The organism is Paenibacillus sp. 3LSP, assembly GCF_032465655.1.
GTDB lineage: Bacteria > Bacillota > Bacilli > Paenibacillales > Paenibacillaceae > Fontibacillus > Fontibacillus barengoltzii.
In genome coordinates this window covers 1-15,870 of the sequence record NZ_JAWDJI010000249.1, presented here as the reverse complement: position 1 = coordinate 15,870, position 15,870 = coordinate 1, and the positions used below count along the sequence as shown (strand labels likewise).

Annotated in this window: 12 protein-coding genes; 8 read left to right on the top strand and 4 right to left on the bottom strand. The window is 54.5% G+C overall.

Features of this window, described 5'->3' with window-relative positions; all coding sequences use genetic code 11:
• The first annotated feature begins 272 nt into the window (after positions 1-272).
• From RW092_RS21860 to RW092_RS21850, 3 genes are all read left to right on the top strand, one after another.
• On the top strand, positions 273-1,682 hold the full coding sequence (locus tag RW092_RS21860) for a chymotrypsin family serine protease (protein WP_316011275.1): 1,410 nt from the start codon (positions 273-275) through the stop codon (positions 1,680-1,682).
• Positions 1,683-1,806: 124 nt separating this feature from the next.
• The gene (locus RW092_RS21855) at positions 1,807-3,288 is read left to right on the top strand and encodes an aminotransferase-like domain-containing protein (protein ID WP_085279149.1); all 1,482 of its coding nucleotides are present in this window, start codon (positions 1,807-1,809) and stop codon (positions 3,286-3,288) included.
• Positions 3,289-3,352: 64 nt separating this feature from the next.
• On the top strand, positions 3,353-4,309 hold the full coding sequence (locus RW092_RS21850) for a D-alanine--D-alanine ligase (protein ID WP_316011274.1): 957 nt from the start codon (positions 3,353-3,355) through the stop codon (positions 4,307-4,309).
• 44 nt (positions 4,310-4,353) lie between these two features.
• Here RW092_RS21850 and ald read toward each other — a convergent pair whose 3' ends face one another.
• Together ald and RW092_RS21840 are read right to left on the bottom strand one after the other, a co-directional pair.
• Positions 4,354-5,487, bottom strand: a complete 1,134-nt coding sequence (gene ald, locus RW092_RS21845) for an alanine dehydrogenase (RefSeq protein WP_028538716.1) — start codon at positions 5,485-5,487, stop codon at positions 4,354-4,356.
• Positions 5,488-5,590: 103 nt separating this feature from the next.
• Positions 5,591-6,838, bottom strand: a complete 1,248-nt coding sequence (locus tag RW092_RS21840) for a PucR family transcriptional regulator (RefSeq protein ID WP_316011273.1) — start codon at positions 6,836-6,838, stop codon at positions 5,591-5,593.
• 159 nt (positions 6,839-6,997) lie between these two features.
• Here RW092_RS21840 and alr point away from each other — a divergent pair, with 159 nt between their 5' ends.
• The 3 genes from alr (at position 6,998) to RW092_RS21825 (ending at position 10,760) form a co-directional block, all read left to right on the top strand.
• The gene (gene alr / locus RW092_RS21835) at positions 6,998-8,173 is read left to right on the top strand and encodes an alanine racemase (protein WP_085279153.1); all 1,176 of its coding nucleotides are present in this window, start codon (positions 6,998-7,000) and stop codon (positions 8,171-8,173) included.
• A 237-nt stretch (positions 8,174-8,410) separates the two neighbouring features.
• Positions 8,411-9,343: an aldo/keto reductase gene (locus RW092_RS21830; protein WP_316011272.1), complete on the top strand. Its 933-nt coding sequence runs from the start codon at positions 8,411-8,413 to the stop codon at positions 9,341-9,343.
• Between the two features lie 46 nt (positions 9,344-9,389).
• A complete protein-coding gene (locus RW092_RS21825; protein ID WP_028538720.1) occupies positions 9,390-10,760 on the top strand; it encodes an MATE family efflux transporter in 1,371 nt (456 codons plus the stop codon).
• An 83-nt stretch (positions 10,761-10,843) separates the two neighbouring features.
• Here RW092_RS21825 and RW092_RS21820 read toward each other — a convergent pair whose 3' ends face one another.
• Together RW092_RS21820 and RW092_RS21815 are read right to left on the bottom strand one after the other, a co-directional pair.
• A complete protein-coding gene (locus tag RW092_RS21820; RefSeq protein ID WP_316011271.1) occupies positions 10,844-11,779 on the bottom strand; it encodes an S-layer homology domain-containing protein in 936 nt (311 codons plus the stop codon).
• A gap of 188 nt (positions 11,780-11,967) precedes the next feature.
• A complete protein-coding gene (locus tag RW092_RS21815) occupies positions 11,968-12,750 on the bottom strand; it encodes a Cof-type HAD-IIB family hydrolase (RefSeq protein ID WP_085169264.1) in 783 nt (260 codons plus the stop codon).
• Between the two features lie 202 nt (positions 12,751-12,952).
• Here RW092_RS21815 and RW092_RS21810 point away from each other — a divergent pair, with 202 nt between their 5' ends.
• Both RW092_RS21810 and RW092_RS21805 read left to right on the top strand, forming a co-directional pair.
• On the top strand, positions 12,953-13,912 hold the full coding sequence (locus RW092_RS21810) for an alpha/beta fold hydrolase (protein WP_316011277.1): 960 nt from the start codon (positions 12,953-12,955) through the stop codon (positions 13,910-13,912).
• Between the two features lie 63 nt (positions 13,913-13,975).
• The gene (locus RW092_RS21805; protein WP_410055565.1) at positions 13,976-15,583 is read left to right on the top strand and encodes an amidohydrolase; all 1,608 of its coding nucleotides are present in this window, start codon (positions 13,976-13,978) and stop codon (positions 15,581-15,583) included.
• Positions 15,584-15,870: the final 287 nt, after the last annotated feature.

Genomic DNA, 15,870 nt, shown 5'->3' with positions numbered 1-15,870 from the left:
CTGCATTTTCCTGTGTCCGCCTCAGGATTTATTTGTTCAAGTTCACGGATTCAGGTAAATATTAAAAATTCTAAATAAAGGTAATAATGAAACTTTTTTTTAAATTCGTCGTTTATTGTTATGGAAGCGTCAGTAAGAATTCTGCTAAGATCGTGCAACTAACAAAACAAAGCAAATACTTCGGACAAGAAAGGAGTTGAAACAATTAAACGGTCTTGCTTTGATAATCATCGCTTCCTAGTTCAATAAAAAGAAGGGATGGAGCACGTATTATGAAAAGGATCACACTTTCCATTTTTCTTGCTGCTTCTCTTGTTTTCAGCTCACTTGTTACCTTTTCTGTAAATGCCGAAGAAAACCCTATTCCTGAGATGAAGTTGTTTAAAGGTTCTATTCAAGAAATTGCAAATGAATCCCAAAAAAATAAGTCAAACGAAGTACCATATCCTTTAACTTTAACCTCACCTCCTTATGAATTGAAAAATTCAGCAATTCTCTCTGACTATATTGAAAACCAACGTGTAAAAAAGGACATCCCAATAATAAAAGACTTAATTGAAAGAAAATTCCCCTCTCAGTTTTCGGGCTATTATTATGATGCTGAGAAAGGAAGAGTAACTGTTCAGATTACAGACGATTCGGAATATTTGAAGGAGTTTATCAGGGATTCAATACAGAATGATGAAAAAGTTGATTTTGAAGTAACCAAATACTCTTGGGCTGATATTGTTGATGCTAAAGAGAAAATCAAACAAAATGCTCAACCTGGAACTGTTCTGGCGCTTATACCGGACATAAAGAATAACAAATTAATTGTAGTTTTTGATGCAAAACTAGAGAAGCAAGAGAGACTTTCCATCTCATCTTTGTTCCCCAAGTCGGACATGCTTATATATACAACGTTATCCCCATCAGCTCTAAGAGCAGAAACCGACAATACTAACTGGGGATCACTCATTCCGATGGGAGCTAAAATAGGCGGGAACTATCGTCCAAAACCAGACGAGCCCGATAAAACAATTTATTCGGTATGCACAGGTGGGTACTATGGAGTAAATGAAAATGATAAGGATGTATTAGTTACATCAGGTCACTGTCAGACTGCGGGAAGTGTTAGTCCGTGGTACCAACCGACAAGTGCAACAGATTCAATTGGAAATTTCACCTATCGAACAACTTCACCTGGGGATGGCTCCTACGCTGTTTCAGATTCTGGATACATTACTTTAAACTCTAATTTTGAAGGCCGAGCACGTGTACCTTATCCCTCCTCATCTAATATGGCAATGATTACAGGTGTCTATATTAGCGACACGGTAGGTGATACCGTTTATATGAGAGGAGCAAACAGCGGTACAACAACTTCCGGAAAAATCGCTTATGCCAATGTTGATATTTGGTGGGGCGGCGCTGGATATGGGTATAAAAATAATGAAGTTTTAGCCATTGGTTACACCTCAATTAATGGTGATAGCGGTGGACCTGTATTAACCAACTATTCCTATAACAATCAGCTAATGGGCTGGACATTTGATTTGGCCGGAATTCATACAGGTACACTCACTGTTAAAGAGGATTTAGAAAGTGGCATTAAGGCAGGAAATTATAAAGTTTATGAACCAATCTGGACAACATTTAATGATTTGAACTTATCTGGAATCTATCTTATCGCGCCCCAGTAACTTAACATTACTTTTGAAAGTGAAGGTATAAACGGAAGAACCACCTTCCTCCGAAAAATGCGGGAGGGTGGTTCTTTTATTTTTGGCCTGGAATATGCCATCATGAGGATGGGGGCGATACAGGGTGTTTCATGAATTTAAGCTTGTGGCGGAAACGCCGGTTTACGTACAGGTGAAAAATTATATCAAACGGCTGATGATGCAAGGCGCTTTGCAGGCTGGGCAGAAGCTTCCCTCTACACGGGAGCTGTCGGAGCTGCTGGGCGTCAGCCGGGGCAGTATCATTGCCGCCTATGAAGCCTTGCAGGATGAGGGGCTGGTGTATGCGGTCACAGGCAAAGGGAACTTTGTCGCCGAGGTCTCTGCCCCCAGCGGGCAGGCGGTCCCTGCTTGGCAGATGGATTGGCGAGAGCGGATGAACCGGCAAGCCCGGCTGTCCGTGGAGCTCGACCATATGAAACGCAGCAAGCCCGGCATGCGGGCGGCGAAAGGCGCCATTTTATTTACGAGCATCGCCCCCGATGAGCAACTGTTTGATTTAGAGAACGTCAAACGCGCATTCCTGGATCGGATGGCGGTGGAAGGCCGCGTCTTATTGAACTATGGATATGCCAAAGGATATAAACCACTTATCGATTATTTGCTGAACTATATGGAACGCAAAGGCGTGGATCTGCAAGGCAAGGGTTTGTTGATCACCAGCGGGTTTACGGAAGGGCTGGACATCGTGTTGTCCGTTCTCGGTCGGGATGGCAATACCGGCGGGCGCATGTTATGCGAAAACCCAACCCACCAGACCGCGATCAAAAATTTGCGGCGCCACGGGTTTGAGATCACCGGAATCCCGATGGAGCCGGACGGAATGGACCTTGCAGCGCTGGAGCGCGAGCTGAAGGCGCAGCCGTTCGACGGCGCGTTCCTGGTGCCCTCCTATCACAATCCGACCGGCATTGTGACGTCTGCCGAGAAGCGACTGGCCATCCTGGAGTTGCTTAGCCGCTACCGAGTGCCGGTAATCGAGGATGGTTTCAATGAGGAGCTGAGGTATTCCGGCTCTCACGTTGCGCCGCTGATTGCGATGGCTGGGCAGGGGAACGGCGTGGTGTACTTGGGAAGCTTCTCGAAGGTGCTGTTCCCGGGGATTCGCGTTGGCTGGATCTTAGCGGATCGGGAGCTGATCGAGGTGCTGGAAAGCGTCAAACGGGCGCGCAGCATTCATACCTCAACGTTAGACCAATCTTTGCTGTATCAATATTTGCTGAACGGGAATCTCGAAAAATATTTGAAACGGGCCAGAGCTGAGTATCGGCGGAAGTACGAATGGACGAAGGACTGCTGCGAACGGTATATCCCATTCTCCCGGCTGTCGGGAAGCGGCGGGTTACATTTGTTCCTGGAGTTCCCGGAGGAGTTCGATACGTGGAAGCTGCTCGAGCTTTGTGCAGATCAGGGCGTCCTCTTCACTCCGGGGGATATGTTTTACGTTGACGGCGGGGGGCGGAATACGATGCGGATTGGCTTCTCGCGGGTGCCGGAGGAAGACATTGAGAAAGGGATTCGTCTGATCGGTGAAATGGCTGCAAAGCTGCTAGGGGATCTGAATTAGTTGCAAGAGAGTTCGAGTTAGGTGCTGCATGGACGTAAAACAACGGGTGAAGGAGAGAAACAGAATGAAGGTTGGCGTCATTATGGGCGGCGTCTCCTCGGAACGCGAGGTCTCGCTGATGACGGGGAAGGAAATCGTGGGGAAGCTGGACTCCAATAAATATGAAGTGATACCGATTGAGCTAACGAAGCGCGAGGAGCTGATCGACCGGGTGAGGGGGATTGACTTCGCTTTACTGGCGCTGCATGGTGTTTTTGGCGAGGACGGTACCGTACAAGGCGTGCTGGAGACAATGGGCATCCCGTATTCGGGCAGCGGCGTGTTGTCCAGCAGCTTATGCATGGATAAAAATCTGACGAAGCGGCTGCTGCAGACCGAAGGGATCGCGACGCCGGACGGAGCCTATTTGGATCGGCGAATGTTCGCGGACGGATCATGGGAATCCAAGGCAGCGGGACTCGCATATCCGCTGTTCGTCAAGCCAAATGCCGGAGGCTCCAGTATCGGTGTCCAGCGCGTTGATCGGCCGGAGTTATTAGGCAGCGCGCTGGAGGAAGCGTTCCGATGGGGCGAGTCCGTGCTCGTTGAGTCCATGGTGTCCGGCCAGGAAATCACCTGCCCGATCCTGGACGGGGAGCTGCTCCCGGTGCTGGGCATCCGGGCGGCCAATGGGGCGGAGTGGTTTGACTACGAAGCCAAATACAGCGATGGCGGGGCGGAGGAAAAGCCGATCACCTTGCCTCCCGATGTTGCGGCACGGGTGCGCGAAGCAGCGCTGGCTTGCTATCGGTTGCTGCAATGCCGTGTCTACGCCCGGGTCGATATGATTCTCAAGGACGGAGTGCCTTACGTGCTGGAGGTAAATACGCTGCCGGGGATGACAGCGAACAGCTTGCTCCCGCGCAGCGCCGCTGCCGCTGGCATCCCTTACAGCGAACTGCTCGACCGAATCATCGAGCTGTCGCTGGCCGAACGGGGGGAGTCGTCTTTCACACCACAGCATAGCGCCCACATAAAATAAGAGACCCGCGATAGCGGATCTCTTCATGATGTAAGTGAAATCGCCTAGTTCACTGGCGGGCTGGACAGCTCCAGCGCCTCTTCAACCGGCACATACTCATAGTGCAGGTCACGGGCTACAGAGGCGTATGTGATCGCACCTGCGGCGACGTTGACTCCTTTGCGCAGAGCGGCCCGTTCACTGAGCGCCGTGTAAAGGCCCTTCGAAGCGATCTCCAGCGCATAAGGCAGCGTAGCGTTAGCCAGCGCGAGCGTAGAGGTGCGCGGCACGGCGCCCGGCATATTCGCTACGGCGTAATGCACGACGCCATGCTTCACGTAGGTCGGATCGGAATGGGTCGTGATTCGGTCGACCGTTTCAAAGATGCCGCCTTGGTCGATAGCCACGTCCACGATCACCGAGCCGGGGCGCATCGTTTTCACCATGCTTTCGGTGACCAGCTTTGGCGCCTTGGCACCAGGGATCAGCACCGCGCCGATCACCAGGTCGGATTCTGCAACCGCTTCGGCAATGTGCTGCGGATTTGACATCAGCGTCTGCACGCTGGCGCCAAAGATGTCCTCCAGCTGCCGCAGGCGATCTGGATTCAGATCGATGATCGTCACATCGGCACCTAGGCCGATGGCTACTCGGGCTGCATTCGTGCCAACGACACCTCCGCCGATGATCGTCACTTTCCCGCGCTTCACGCCAGGCACACCGCCGAGCAGGATGCCTTTGCCGCCATGCGGCTTCTCCAGAAACTGCGCTCCGATTTGCACGGACATCCGCCCGGCCACCTCGCTCATCGGCGTCAACAGCGGCAGCGTTTTGTTCACTTCGACCGTTTCATACGCGATCGCGGTCACGCCTTGATCTTTTAACGCTTGGGTCAGTTCCGGTTCCGGCGCCAGATGCAAATATGTGAACAGGATCAGACCTGGACGGAAGAAGCCATACTCCGACGGCTGCGGTTCCTTTACCTTCATAACCAGATCGGCCGACCAAGCTTCGGCAGCACGGCTGACCACCTTGGCCCCGGCGGCCGCATATTCCGTATCCTCAAAGCCGCTGCCAGCACCCGCCTGGGTCTCGATCCATACCGAGTGACCTGCTTGAACCAGCGAATAGGCGCCCGATGGGGTCAGGGCAACTCGATTTTCATTATTTTTAATTTCTTTGGGGACTCCAACGATCATGCGGTAACCTCCTCTGTCAAACGATCTGACATCAGTATAGGACAGGAGCTGCAATTTTTGTTTGTGGAGATATGAGAAAAAAGACCGCTCGTATTGTGAAATTTCACAATGCGTTGCTGCCGCCGAAACGTTCGGCTTTGAGTTCCAAATATAAGGTTACTTTCTGCTCCATGCTGGTTAAGTCGATCCGGCCGATTTCAGCGATTCGCTTCAGTCGGTAATTCAGGGTATTCGCATGAACATGCAGCGCTTCGGCGGCTGTCTTCGCATTGCTGTCATGCACCAAAAACACTTCCAGCGTGTGCACCAGCTCGCTGTGATGCTCTTGATCGTAGGCCCGCAGCCGGGCCAGTTGGCTGCCTGCGCCGCCATGTTGCTGAAGCTCTTCCCAGATCCGGGGCAGGTAGCGGTAATACCCGAGATCGCCATACATCACGTGATCTCCCGTCTCCTTGGGGAACCGCTGCTTCACTTCAAGCAGGAGCAGCGCTTCGCGGTAGCTGTCTTCCAGCCGTCCGTATTCGCTGTAGAGACATCCGCTGGCCAATCCTAGGAAATGCGGCGAAAAAAAGGTGCGCAAATTCTGTTGAAGCAGCCCCAACTGGCTGGTGATTCCATCCATCGTATCCGACGTTAGCGGTGCGAATAGCAAAATCAGCTGATTCTTATTAATGGCGCGCAGCACGATCCGGCTGTTCGCGGAGAGAGGAGCGCATCTCTCCAGCGCTTGCCGTTGCCAGGATTCCTTCACTTCGGCGGCAAACTGCAGAACAACTACATGGAACTGCGGAGGGAGTGTGATCCCGATCCGCTGGGCTTTATCCTGAATCAGGGTTTCATTGGATAGATGCCCGGTCAGCAGCTGCCAGAAAAAATCGCGATGCGCCTCTTCCTCCTTATGGCGCTGCAGCTGCCACCTAGCCATTTTGGTGCGGGCCGCTTGGGCCGCCTTGGCGACCAACGCCATTTCCTGATCCGAAAAAGGCTTCTCCGCTTCCAGCACCCAAATAAAACCGACAACCCGGGAGCCTGAACGGATCGCTGTCGCCACGCGGCCGCTAAGCCCCACCTCTTGAATCGGGGCGACGCGAATCGGCGCTTCGCTCTCCAATAGGCGAGGCATAACGCCATCTCGCCAGAGACTGCCAATGATCTGGTCGGGCACCCGGCGCCCGACGATGGTGGCCAGCCGCGCCGCGTCGGTCTCCGGCTCGTGCGAGCTGTAGGCAACCAGCCGATGGTTGGCGTCTTCGATCGTGACCGGACGCCCTAACACATCGCTGATCTTCTCCGCGAGCATTTCCAGATTGTCGGAGTAGGGCTCGAAAATATCGTCTTGATCTTGGCACATAGGCGAAGGTCACCTCCGATGCGATATGGTTTGTGAAGCCGCACTAGGATCATGCCGTTTTTTTGGGATAGGGAGACAAACCCCGGCAGGAGCGGCTGAATTATACTTAATTTCAAGATGCTTCATAATGATTATTTATGAGGAAAGAGGTATTCCACGATGACAATGATGCGATCAAGGGTCTCCACCCCTGCCGGCTATCGGGAAACTTGGGCGGAGGTGTCGCTGGACGCCATCGCCCACAATACGGGGCTCTTCCGCAAGCAAATCGCCAAGGGCTGCCGGCTGATGGCTGTAGTCAAAGCGAACGGCTACGGTCACGGAGCGGTGCAAGCGGCGCAAGCTGCCATCCATGCCGGCGCCGATGATCTTGGCGTGGCCCTCGTTGATGAGGCGCTAGAGCTGCGAGCGGTTGGTATATCACAACCTATTCTCGTGCTCGGCTACACGCCACCGTTTGGCGTCGAAGCAGCGGTTCGGCAGGGCATTACCTTGACGGTGGATACCAGGGAAGTCCTGCAGGAGGCGATCGCTTGCGCCAGAAAGTACGGGCGTGCAGCACGCATCCACTTGAAGGTGGATACCGGGATGTCCCGGATCGGCTTATATAGCACCCGGGCGGTGATTGAGCTCGCTGAACTTGCGGCAGCGGCTGCGCCCTTCGTCATCCTGGAAGGCGTGTTTACCCATTTCGCGGATGCGGACGGACCCGACCCGACGTATACGTGGGAGCAATTCGCCCGGTTCCAAGCTTGCCTCGATGCCCTGGAGGCCCACGGCTTGCACGTACCGATCAAGCACTGCTGCAACAGTGCTGCCGCGATGCGGTTCCCGCAAATGCATCTGGATCTCGTTCGCATCGGGATCGCACTCTACGGGTTATATCCTTCGCCGCAGCTGCGGCTGCCGGAGTATCCTTTGCAGCAGGCGATGCAGCTCAAGACGAAAATCGCTTCGCTCCGGCGGATCCAGCCGGGCCAATCCGTCGGCTACGGCCGGACGTTCCGGGCGAGTGAAGAGCGGCTGATCGCCACGGTTCCCATCGGATACGCCGACGGGCTGTCACGGACGCTTTCGAACCGAGGGTTTGCGCTGGTTCGCGGACAGCGGGCGCCGATCATCGGCCGAGTGTGCATGGACCAGACGATGTTAGACGTCACCGAGGTAGAGGGCGTCCAAGCGGGAGAGGAAGTGATCCTCTTCGGCGGAACGGGCGATACGGCGGCGATAGCGATTGACGAGGTCGCCGATTGGATGGGAACAATCAACTATGAGGTCGTTTGTCAGCTCGGAGTCCGAGTCCCGCGCGTATATCCTCAAATCTTAAATATGTAAGATTAGGTATCATGCTTATGGCATCATAATCCAAGCTTCCGGTTTTCGTAAAGAGGTTTTTGCGGTATTTCCCGTGAAAAACCTCTTTTATGTCATATATCTTAACGTTGTATGCGGACAGGTTTCAAGTAGGAAAGGGGGGAGCGGATTTCTCCTTGCGCGGCTTACATGATCCGGTCTAGAATTGGGGCATGAGTTCCTTTATTTAAAATCCAAACATCGCAGGAGCGTGAGAGGATGAAGTACAGAAGGTACGGAACAACCGGCAAGCAGGTATCGGAAATCGGCTTTGGTGCTTGGCAGCTTGGCAACAAGCAGGATTGGGCAGGGATGGAGGATGATGAGGCCATTCGGCTCGTGCACGAGGCGCTGGATCTTGGGGTGAACTTTTTTGATACCGCTCCCAATTACGGGCAAGGCAAAAGCGAGGTCTTACTCGGCAAAGCGTTGGAACGAAAACGGGACAAAGCGGTCATCAATACGAAGTTCGGTCATTCCCCGGAAGGAACCGATTATTCCGCATCTCAGATCCGCAATTCGGTGGAACGCAGCCTGATGCGGCTGCAAACCGATTATTTGGACTCGGTATTGATCCATAATCCGCCGTTTGATGTTCTGGATGGTAAATACGGTCATTATCAAGTGCTGGAGGATCTGAAGGCGGAAGGCAAAATTCTGGCATATGGCGTGTCCGTCGATTCCAGCCGTGAGATGTTGGAGGCGCTGGAGCATTCTCAGCTTGGGGTTATGGAAGTGATGTTCAACATCTTTTATCAGGAAACAGCACAAGCGTTCCAGGCCGCACAGGAGAAAGATGTTGCGCTCATTATTAAGGTGCCGCTGGATTCCGGCTGGTTGTCGGGCAAATATGACGAGAACAGCTCGTTCTCCGGCGTGCGCAGCCGCTGGTCTCCGGAAGTGATTCAGACCCGTGCGAAGCTGGTGGAGCAAATTCGCTTCCTGGAAGATGAGCACACGACGATGACGATGGCGGCACTTCGGTTTATTTTGGCGTATCCTGAGGTGACAACGGTGATTCCCGGCGTCCGAAACAGCGCTCAGCTCCGTGAAAATGTAGCTGCAAGCAGCGCGCCTCTGCCGGAGGAATCGCTGCGAAAACTGCAAGAGCTATGGGAACGGGATATCCGCTTCAAATCGTTGGGCTGGTAAGCACACGTGAAAGCTAGTAAGCAAACATGAAAGCTGGTACGCAAACATGAAACTTCTGGTGCAGGATAAGGCATTTTATCACAGCTTTTTCAGACTAACTTTAGTGATTGCTCTGCAAAACATTATTTCCTTTGGCGTCAATTTATCGGATAACATCATGCTTGGCGGTTACAGTGAATCGGCCTTATCCGGTGTAGCTCTGGCTAACCAGATCCAGTTCTTGCTGCAAATGCTTGTGATGGGAGTAGGGGAGGGCGTTGTCATCCTCTCATCACGGGCATGGGGCGCGCGGGACATCCGAACCATCAAGCGGGTAGCCAGCATTGGAATGCGCATCGCACTGCTGCTGGCGTTCCTGCTGTGGCTGGCGGTATTCTTGTTCCCGCACGGATGCCTGTCCTTATTCACCAACGAGGACAACGTCATCACAGAAGGGGCCAAGTATTTACGGATTATCGGTTTTTCCTATCTCTTCTTTGCGGCAACCAACCTGCTGCTCGCTTCTCTGCGCAGCGTGGAGACGGTCAGAGTTGGATTTATCCTCTCCGTGTCGACGTTACTGATCAATGTTTGTTTGAACTATTTGCTGATCTACGGGCATTTCGGGTTCCCCGCTTGGGGGGTGAGAGGCTCGGCGGCGGCGACGCTAACGGCCCGTATCATCGAGCTGGTCATCGTGTTGGTGTATCTCAAACGAGTGGATCGCAAAATCCGGTTCACGCTGCGGGACTTCTTCCGATTTGACCGGGGGACGTTCAAACAATACCTTAGCGTGGGCTCTCCCATCCTGATGTCCAACGGTCTCTGGGGGCTGGCCATGGCGGTACAGTCTGGAATCTTGGGGCATATGGGGGAAGCGGCGATTGCCGCGAACAGTATCGCCACAACAGTCTTCCAAATCGTGTCGGTCGTCACATACGCTTCGGCCAGTGCGACGGCTGTGATTATCGGGAAGACGATTGGCGCCGGACATCCGGAAAAAATCAAGCCTTACGCCCAAACGCTGCAGGTGCTTTATGTGTTTATCGGTTTGGCGACAGGGGCCGTGCTCTTCTTGATCAAAGACATGGTGCTGGGCTTTTATGCCATATCCCCGGCATCCAAGGATCTGGCCTTGCAGTTTATGACGGTGCTCTCCATAACAGCGGTAGGCACGGCTTATCAAATGCCGGTGCTGACGGGCATCGTGCGCAGCGGAGGAGATACGAAATTTGTGTTATACAACGATTTAATCTTCATGTGGCTGATCGTATTGCCTTCATCCTTTCTCTGCGCTGTAGTATGGGGGTTGTCGCCGCTGCTGACGTTTATCTGTCTGAAATCGGATCAAATCCTGAAATGCTTTGTAGCGATCGTGAAGGTGAATCGCTATCGGTGGATTCGGACGTTTGGAACAACCCCGGAGCCGAAGGCATAATCTCCACGATAAAAAAAGGACCGCCATCGATCGGCTGCTGCCGGATCCATGCGGTCCTTTCTTTTTTATTCATAATATGCTGATTATTTGGATGGAGCGCCCAGCACCGGCTGGAATCCGGCTGGAATGTATGCGACGGCCTTCACCTCGGAAATGACCTGCGGATAAAATTGCCCAGGTTGAGGCTCGACGATGCGATAGTCGATGACTGCCTTGTCATCCTTAAAGGAGATGCTCGACACTTCCAGACCGTAGCCCGGGTGCGGCGCCATCGCCGTAATCGTCACCTTCGTCACGTCGCTGGTGAGTTTGTCTGTGCTCACGGTAAAATTGGACAAGCCGGGAACTGGGTTCACAATCGGCTCATTGTCTTTAATAAATTGCAGCGTCCGGTCAAGCATGCCTGCTGCTTCACTGCGGGAGATCGGTTGCTTTGGTCCGAAGTTTCCCTTCTTATCCAAGGTAACGATTTTGGCTTTCAGCAGCGCTTGAATGCTGTTCATATAGTCTTTGTTGATTTGCTTCTCGTCCTTGATGGACACATATTGCATCGTAAACGCGTATTCGCCCTTTACGCTCAGCGCTTTGAACAACCAGTGGCTAAATTGCTCCTTCGTTACTTTGGCGGCCGGGTTAATGTCCTTCGGAATGCCCAGCCCGTAGTAGTTCGCGATCACAAAGGCTTCGGAATACCAAGCATGATCCTTTATCTTGGTGTAATAATCGCTGGCTTTGGGCAGTTTGATGAACCGGATCGTATCGAAGTTGAGATCCAGCGTTTTCACGATCAGCGTGACGGCTTCCGCACTTGTCAGCTTCTGGGCCGGATAATAACGGCCGTGAAGGTCGCCTTTAATGATTCCCATCTTCTCCAGGCGTTCGATCGCCTTTTGCTCCTGGTCACCTTTAATGTCGCTGAAAGCTGAGGCCGTACCGCCAAACATCATCGTGAACGCGATGACCATGAGCAGCGTCAGCTTGGAAAGTTTAGAGAAAGAGAACGTTCTGTTCCGTTTCATTCGTCAAGTCCCTCCTGGAAACAGTAATGAGTTAAACGAATCAGATTCGCCGTCTGCTCTGCTCTCGCATAGCGTACGGCGAGGCTTAAGGTATCATTTCCCTCCTTCCGGATTCAGACTGGTTTAACCCTTTGACGCAGGAAGAGCTGCAGATGTTTCAAAGAATCTCCTATTTTTTGCGAAAAGTCTCAGTTAATCAGTCCCGCATAACGCAGACCTTGACGGATGCCGCCCTCATCCACAGCCGCCGTGACATAATCGGCATGAGGCAGCAGGTCTGGATGAGAATTGCCCATGGCAATCCCTAAACCGACTTCCTGCAGCATTTCCTTATCATTCAGACCGTCTCCGAAGGCGACTGCGGCAGACAGAGGGATGCCGAGACGTTCCAGCATGGCCGCGATGCCCACCGCCTTGGAGCCGCCGCGCAGCGTGACATCCATCGCTTTCGAGTGCCAGCGGATCAGACGCAAGTCCTCGAATTGTCCATCGTACAGCGCTTCGTCCTGCTCCTCACAATGCAGAAAAGCTTGATACACCGGGGATTTGCTCCAAAATTCCGGATCGAACCCCGGATGCTCGACCTTCAGCGAATTAATGGATTCCACGACAAAGGGGTGTGCCTCAGTATTGGTGTAATAACGGTCATGCCCCTGAAATACGAGTGGATGCTGATGGCGCCCAGCCAACTCAACGAGTTTCTGAAGGCTTTGCGCAGGCAGGGGCCGCTGAAGCAGCGGCTCGCCCCGGTAGACAACGTAAGCCCCGTTTAGGCTGACGAAGGATTCGATGTGAAGCAGCTTGGCGATCGGTTCAAAAAAATACGGCGCCCGCCCGGTTGCAATCACCGGCTCGATACCGCTTGCTTTGAGTTCAGCAATGGCCTGAATCGTATCCTGCGGAACTTGCTTGTCCTCGTTCAGCAGCGTGCCGTCGAGATCAAAGAAGACGATGGTGTACTTGTTGTTCATAGGTATGGCTCCTATCCGTTCGTTTTTTTATCTGTTATCTATAAAAATAGTGTACCATGGGCGCGCAAACCGGTCATCGCCTCCGATCCACTTGTATAGAAAGCGTTGTCAAGCTATACTGTGAGCGATGGCCCGGCAACTGCTGCGGCAGTTCAGCCGGACGGTGAAAATCAGCCCCTATTGTGGAGAGAGGAAGAGGTTAATGCCGGTTATTGACAAGCCCTTAGACGAGTTGCGCAAGTACAAAGGAATTAACCCCAAGCTGCCAGATTTCGACGCTTATTGGGAGACAGCGCTGCGCGAAATGCGCGCAGTGGATCCACAGGTTCAGTTGGAGAAGGCGGAATATCAACTGCCGGGTGTGGAGTGCTATCATCTTTATTTTACCGGAGTAAAAGGAGCCCGCATCCATGCGCATTACGTGCGTCCGGCCAAATCAGACGGCCCGGCGCCGGCGGTGATTTTGTTCCACGGTTATTCCGGGAATGCCGGCGACTGGACCGAGAAGCTGGGGTACGCCTCGCTTGGCTTCCACGTCTTTGCGATGGATTGCCGCGGTCAAGGCGGTAAATCGGAGGATGTTGGCGGAACGATCGGCAATACGCTGCAAGGCCACATCATCCGCGGGGTAGACGGGGATCCGCAAAATATGTTGTTCCGCCATATTTTCCTGGATGCTGTACAATTGACGGGGATCGCTATGGAGATGCCGGAGGTGGACGAGAACCGCGTTGGCGTCACCGGTTGGTCGCAAGGCGGCGGGATCACGTTAGCATGCGCAGCGCTGGAGCCGCGGGTACGCCGGGCTGCGCCAGTCTATCCGTTCCTCTCCGATTACCGCCGGGTATGGGAGATGGATTTGGCCAAGAATGCATACGAGGAATTACGCTTGTACTTCCGCCGCTTTGATCCGCAGCATGAGCGGGAGGAGGAGCTGTTTGCCAAGCTGGGCTACATTGATGTGCATCATCTGGCCAGCCGCATTCAAGCGGAAGTGCTGATGGGGGTTGGATTGATGGACGAGATTTGCCCGCCATCCACCCAATTTGCTGCCTACAACGCGATTCCTTCGCCGAAGAAGCTGGAGATTTACCCGGATTTCGGCCATGAAGGTCTGCCGGGAATGCACGACAAGATCGTTCAGTTTATGCTAGGAATGTAAGGGAAGCCCGCCGAAAAATACTGACAAACAGGCTGAACGGGCAGGCAGAAAGGAGCGGTGTTCGTGACGGGCACGTTATTTATCAACGGGAGAATCCAAGCGCTGGAGCCAACCGGACTCTCTGAAAAAGAAGCCGATGCGATATATGTGGAAAACGGCCGCATCCGCGCCATCGGGCGGACGGCGGAGCTGAAGCTGCAGCTGGCAGGCCGGGCGGTGCAGACTGTGGACTGGGGAGGAGCGGTAGTGCTCCCTGGCTTAACCGACTCGCATATGCATCTGTCCATGCACGGCATGAAGCTGGCCATGCTTGATTTCAGCGGCGTTACTTCAAAGGAGGAGATGCTGGGACTCGTCCGGGAGCGCGCGGCGGTGACGCCGCACGGCGAGTGGATACTCGGCTTGAATTGGGACGAGAATCGGTTTGTACCCGCAACGGCGCCAACCCTGGAGGAGCTGGACGCGGTCAGCACCCGCCATCCGATCTTCCTGACGCGCACCTGCTTCCATGCGTATTTGGCCAATTCCGAGGCGTTCCGCCGCGCGGGGATTACGCCGGATACGCCGGACCCGGAAGCCGGGGCATACGGCAGGGATGAGGAAGGCCGCTTCACCGGCTGGGTGTATGAGGAAGCGTCGGTGCCGTTCACCCGAGCGCAGCCCGAACCGGACTACGCCGCGAAGAAGGACGCCATTCGCCGCGCTTGGCTCGACGCGCTGCGTCTGGGGCTCACCGCTGCCCATACCGAGGACCTGCGGTTTCTCGGCAGCATCGAGACGATGCAGCGCATTTGCCGCGAGCTGCGCGAGGAAGGGATCGCCTTCCGCACCCACCAGCTGCTGTACTATCCGTTTCTGGAGGAAGCGGAAGAGCTTGGGGTGCGGGCCGGCGACGGCGACGACTGGCTGCGTATCGGCGCGGTGAAGCTGTTCGCCGACGGAGCGATCGGCGGCCGCACGGCGCTGCTGAAGCAGCCGTACAGCGATGCGCCGCACACGCGGGGGATGGCGATCCATCCGGAGGAGCGGCTCGCCGAGATTGTGCGCGCGGCGCGGCGCCAGGGCTTCCCGATCGCTGTGCATGCGATCGGGGATGGCGGCGCTGACCTCACGCTGCGCGCGATGGAGGCGCAGCCGCTCACGCCGGGCAGCCGGCTCCCGGACCGGCTGATCCACGCGCAGGTGCTGGACGCCGGGCTCGTCCAGCGCATGACCGCGCTGCCGCTCGCGGCGGATATCCAGCCGCGGTTCGTGGCCAGCGACTTCCCCTGGGTGCTGGAGCGGGTGGGGGAAGGGCGTACGGCGTACCTGTACGCCTGGAAGAAACTGCTGGCGGCCGGGATCCCCTGCGCCGGCGGCAGCGACGCGCCCATCGAGCCGCTCAGCCCGTTCCTTGGGCTGCATGCGGCGGTGACCCGGCGGGCGCCGGAGGAGACGCACGAGGGCTATCTGCCCGAAGAGAAGCTGACGACGGCGGAGGCCGTGGCGCTCTTTACCCGCGGCAGTGCCCAGGCCGCCGGGGAAGCGGACGAGCGCGGGGAGATCGCTGTGGGGAAAGCCGGGGATTTTACGGTCATTGACCGGGAAATTGAAGGTGACCCCGAGCAGCTTCTCCAGGCGCAGGTGCTCATGACCGTCGTCAACGGGGAGATTGGGTACCGGGCGCCATAAACTTGCGTGCGATAAAGCCGTCCCAGGGAGCTTAAACTCCTCGGGACGGCTTTCTTTGCGATACTCCGTCAAGTTGGCGATGCGCTCGGATGAACCGTTAAGCTGGCAGAGCATTGACATAACGAGGCGGGTTAACGACTCGATATCTGTATGCTTGTCAGGCATTAAGCCAGCAAGCGGAATTTTAGCGCAATCTTCATGACTTGAATGAGTTTGATAGTGTAAAATCTCTGTGGGTGTAGGAATTGGAAAAAGCGGATATAGAAAAAGAGCTTCTCCCTTGGTAA

Coding starts and splice junctions, on each gene's coding strand:
- RW092_RS21830 (WP_316011272.1), top strand. CDS start 8,411: ATGAAGTACAGAAGGTACGGAACAACCGGCAAGCAGGTATCGGAAATC.
- RW092_RS21860 (WP_316011275.1), top strand. CDS start 273: ATGAAAAGGATCACACTTTCCATTTTTCTTGCTGCTTCTCTTGTTTTC.
- RW092_RS21850 (WP_316011274.1), top strand. CDS start 3,353: ATGAAGGTTGGCGTCATTATGGGCGGCGTCTCCTCGGAACGCGAGGTC.
- RW092_RS21815 (WP_085169264.1), bottom strand. CDS start 12,750: ATGAACAACAAGTACACCATCGTCTTCTTTGATCTCGACGGCACGCTG.
- RW092_RS21825 (WP_028538720.1), top strand. CDS start 9,390: ATGAAACTTCTGGTGCAGGATAAGGCATTTTATCACAGCTTTTTCAGA.
- RW092_RS21810 (WP_316011277.1), top strand. CDS start 12,953: ATGCCGGTTATTGACAAGCCCTTAGACGAGTTGCGCAAGTACAAAGGA.
- alr (WP_085279153.1), top strand. CDS start 6,998: ATGACAATGATGCGATCAAGGGTCTCCACCCCTGCCGGCTATCGGGAA.
- RW092_RS21840 (WP_316011273.1), bottom strand. CDS start 6,838: ATGTGCCAAGATCAAGACGATATTTTCGAGCCCTACTCCGACAATCTG.
- ald (WP_028538716.1), bottom strand. CDS start 5,487: ATGATCGTTGGAGTCCCCAAAGAAATTAAAAATAATGAAAATCGAGTT.
- RW092_RS21820 (WP_316011271.1), bottom strand. CDS start 11,779: ATGAAACGGAACAGAACGTTCTCTTTCTCTAAACTTTCCAAGCTGACG.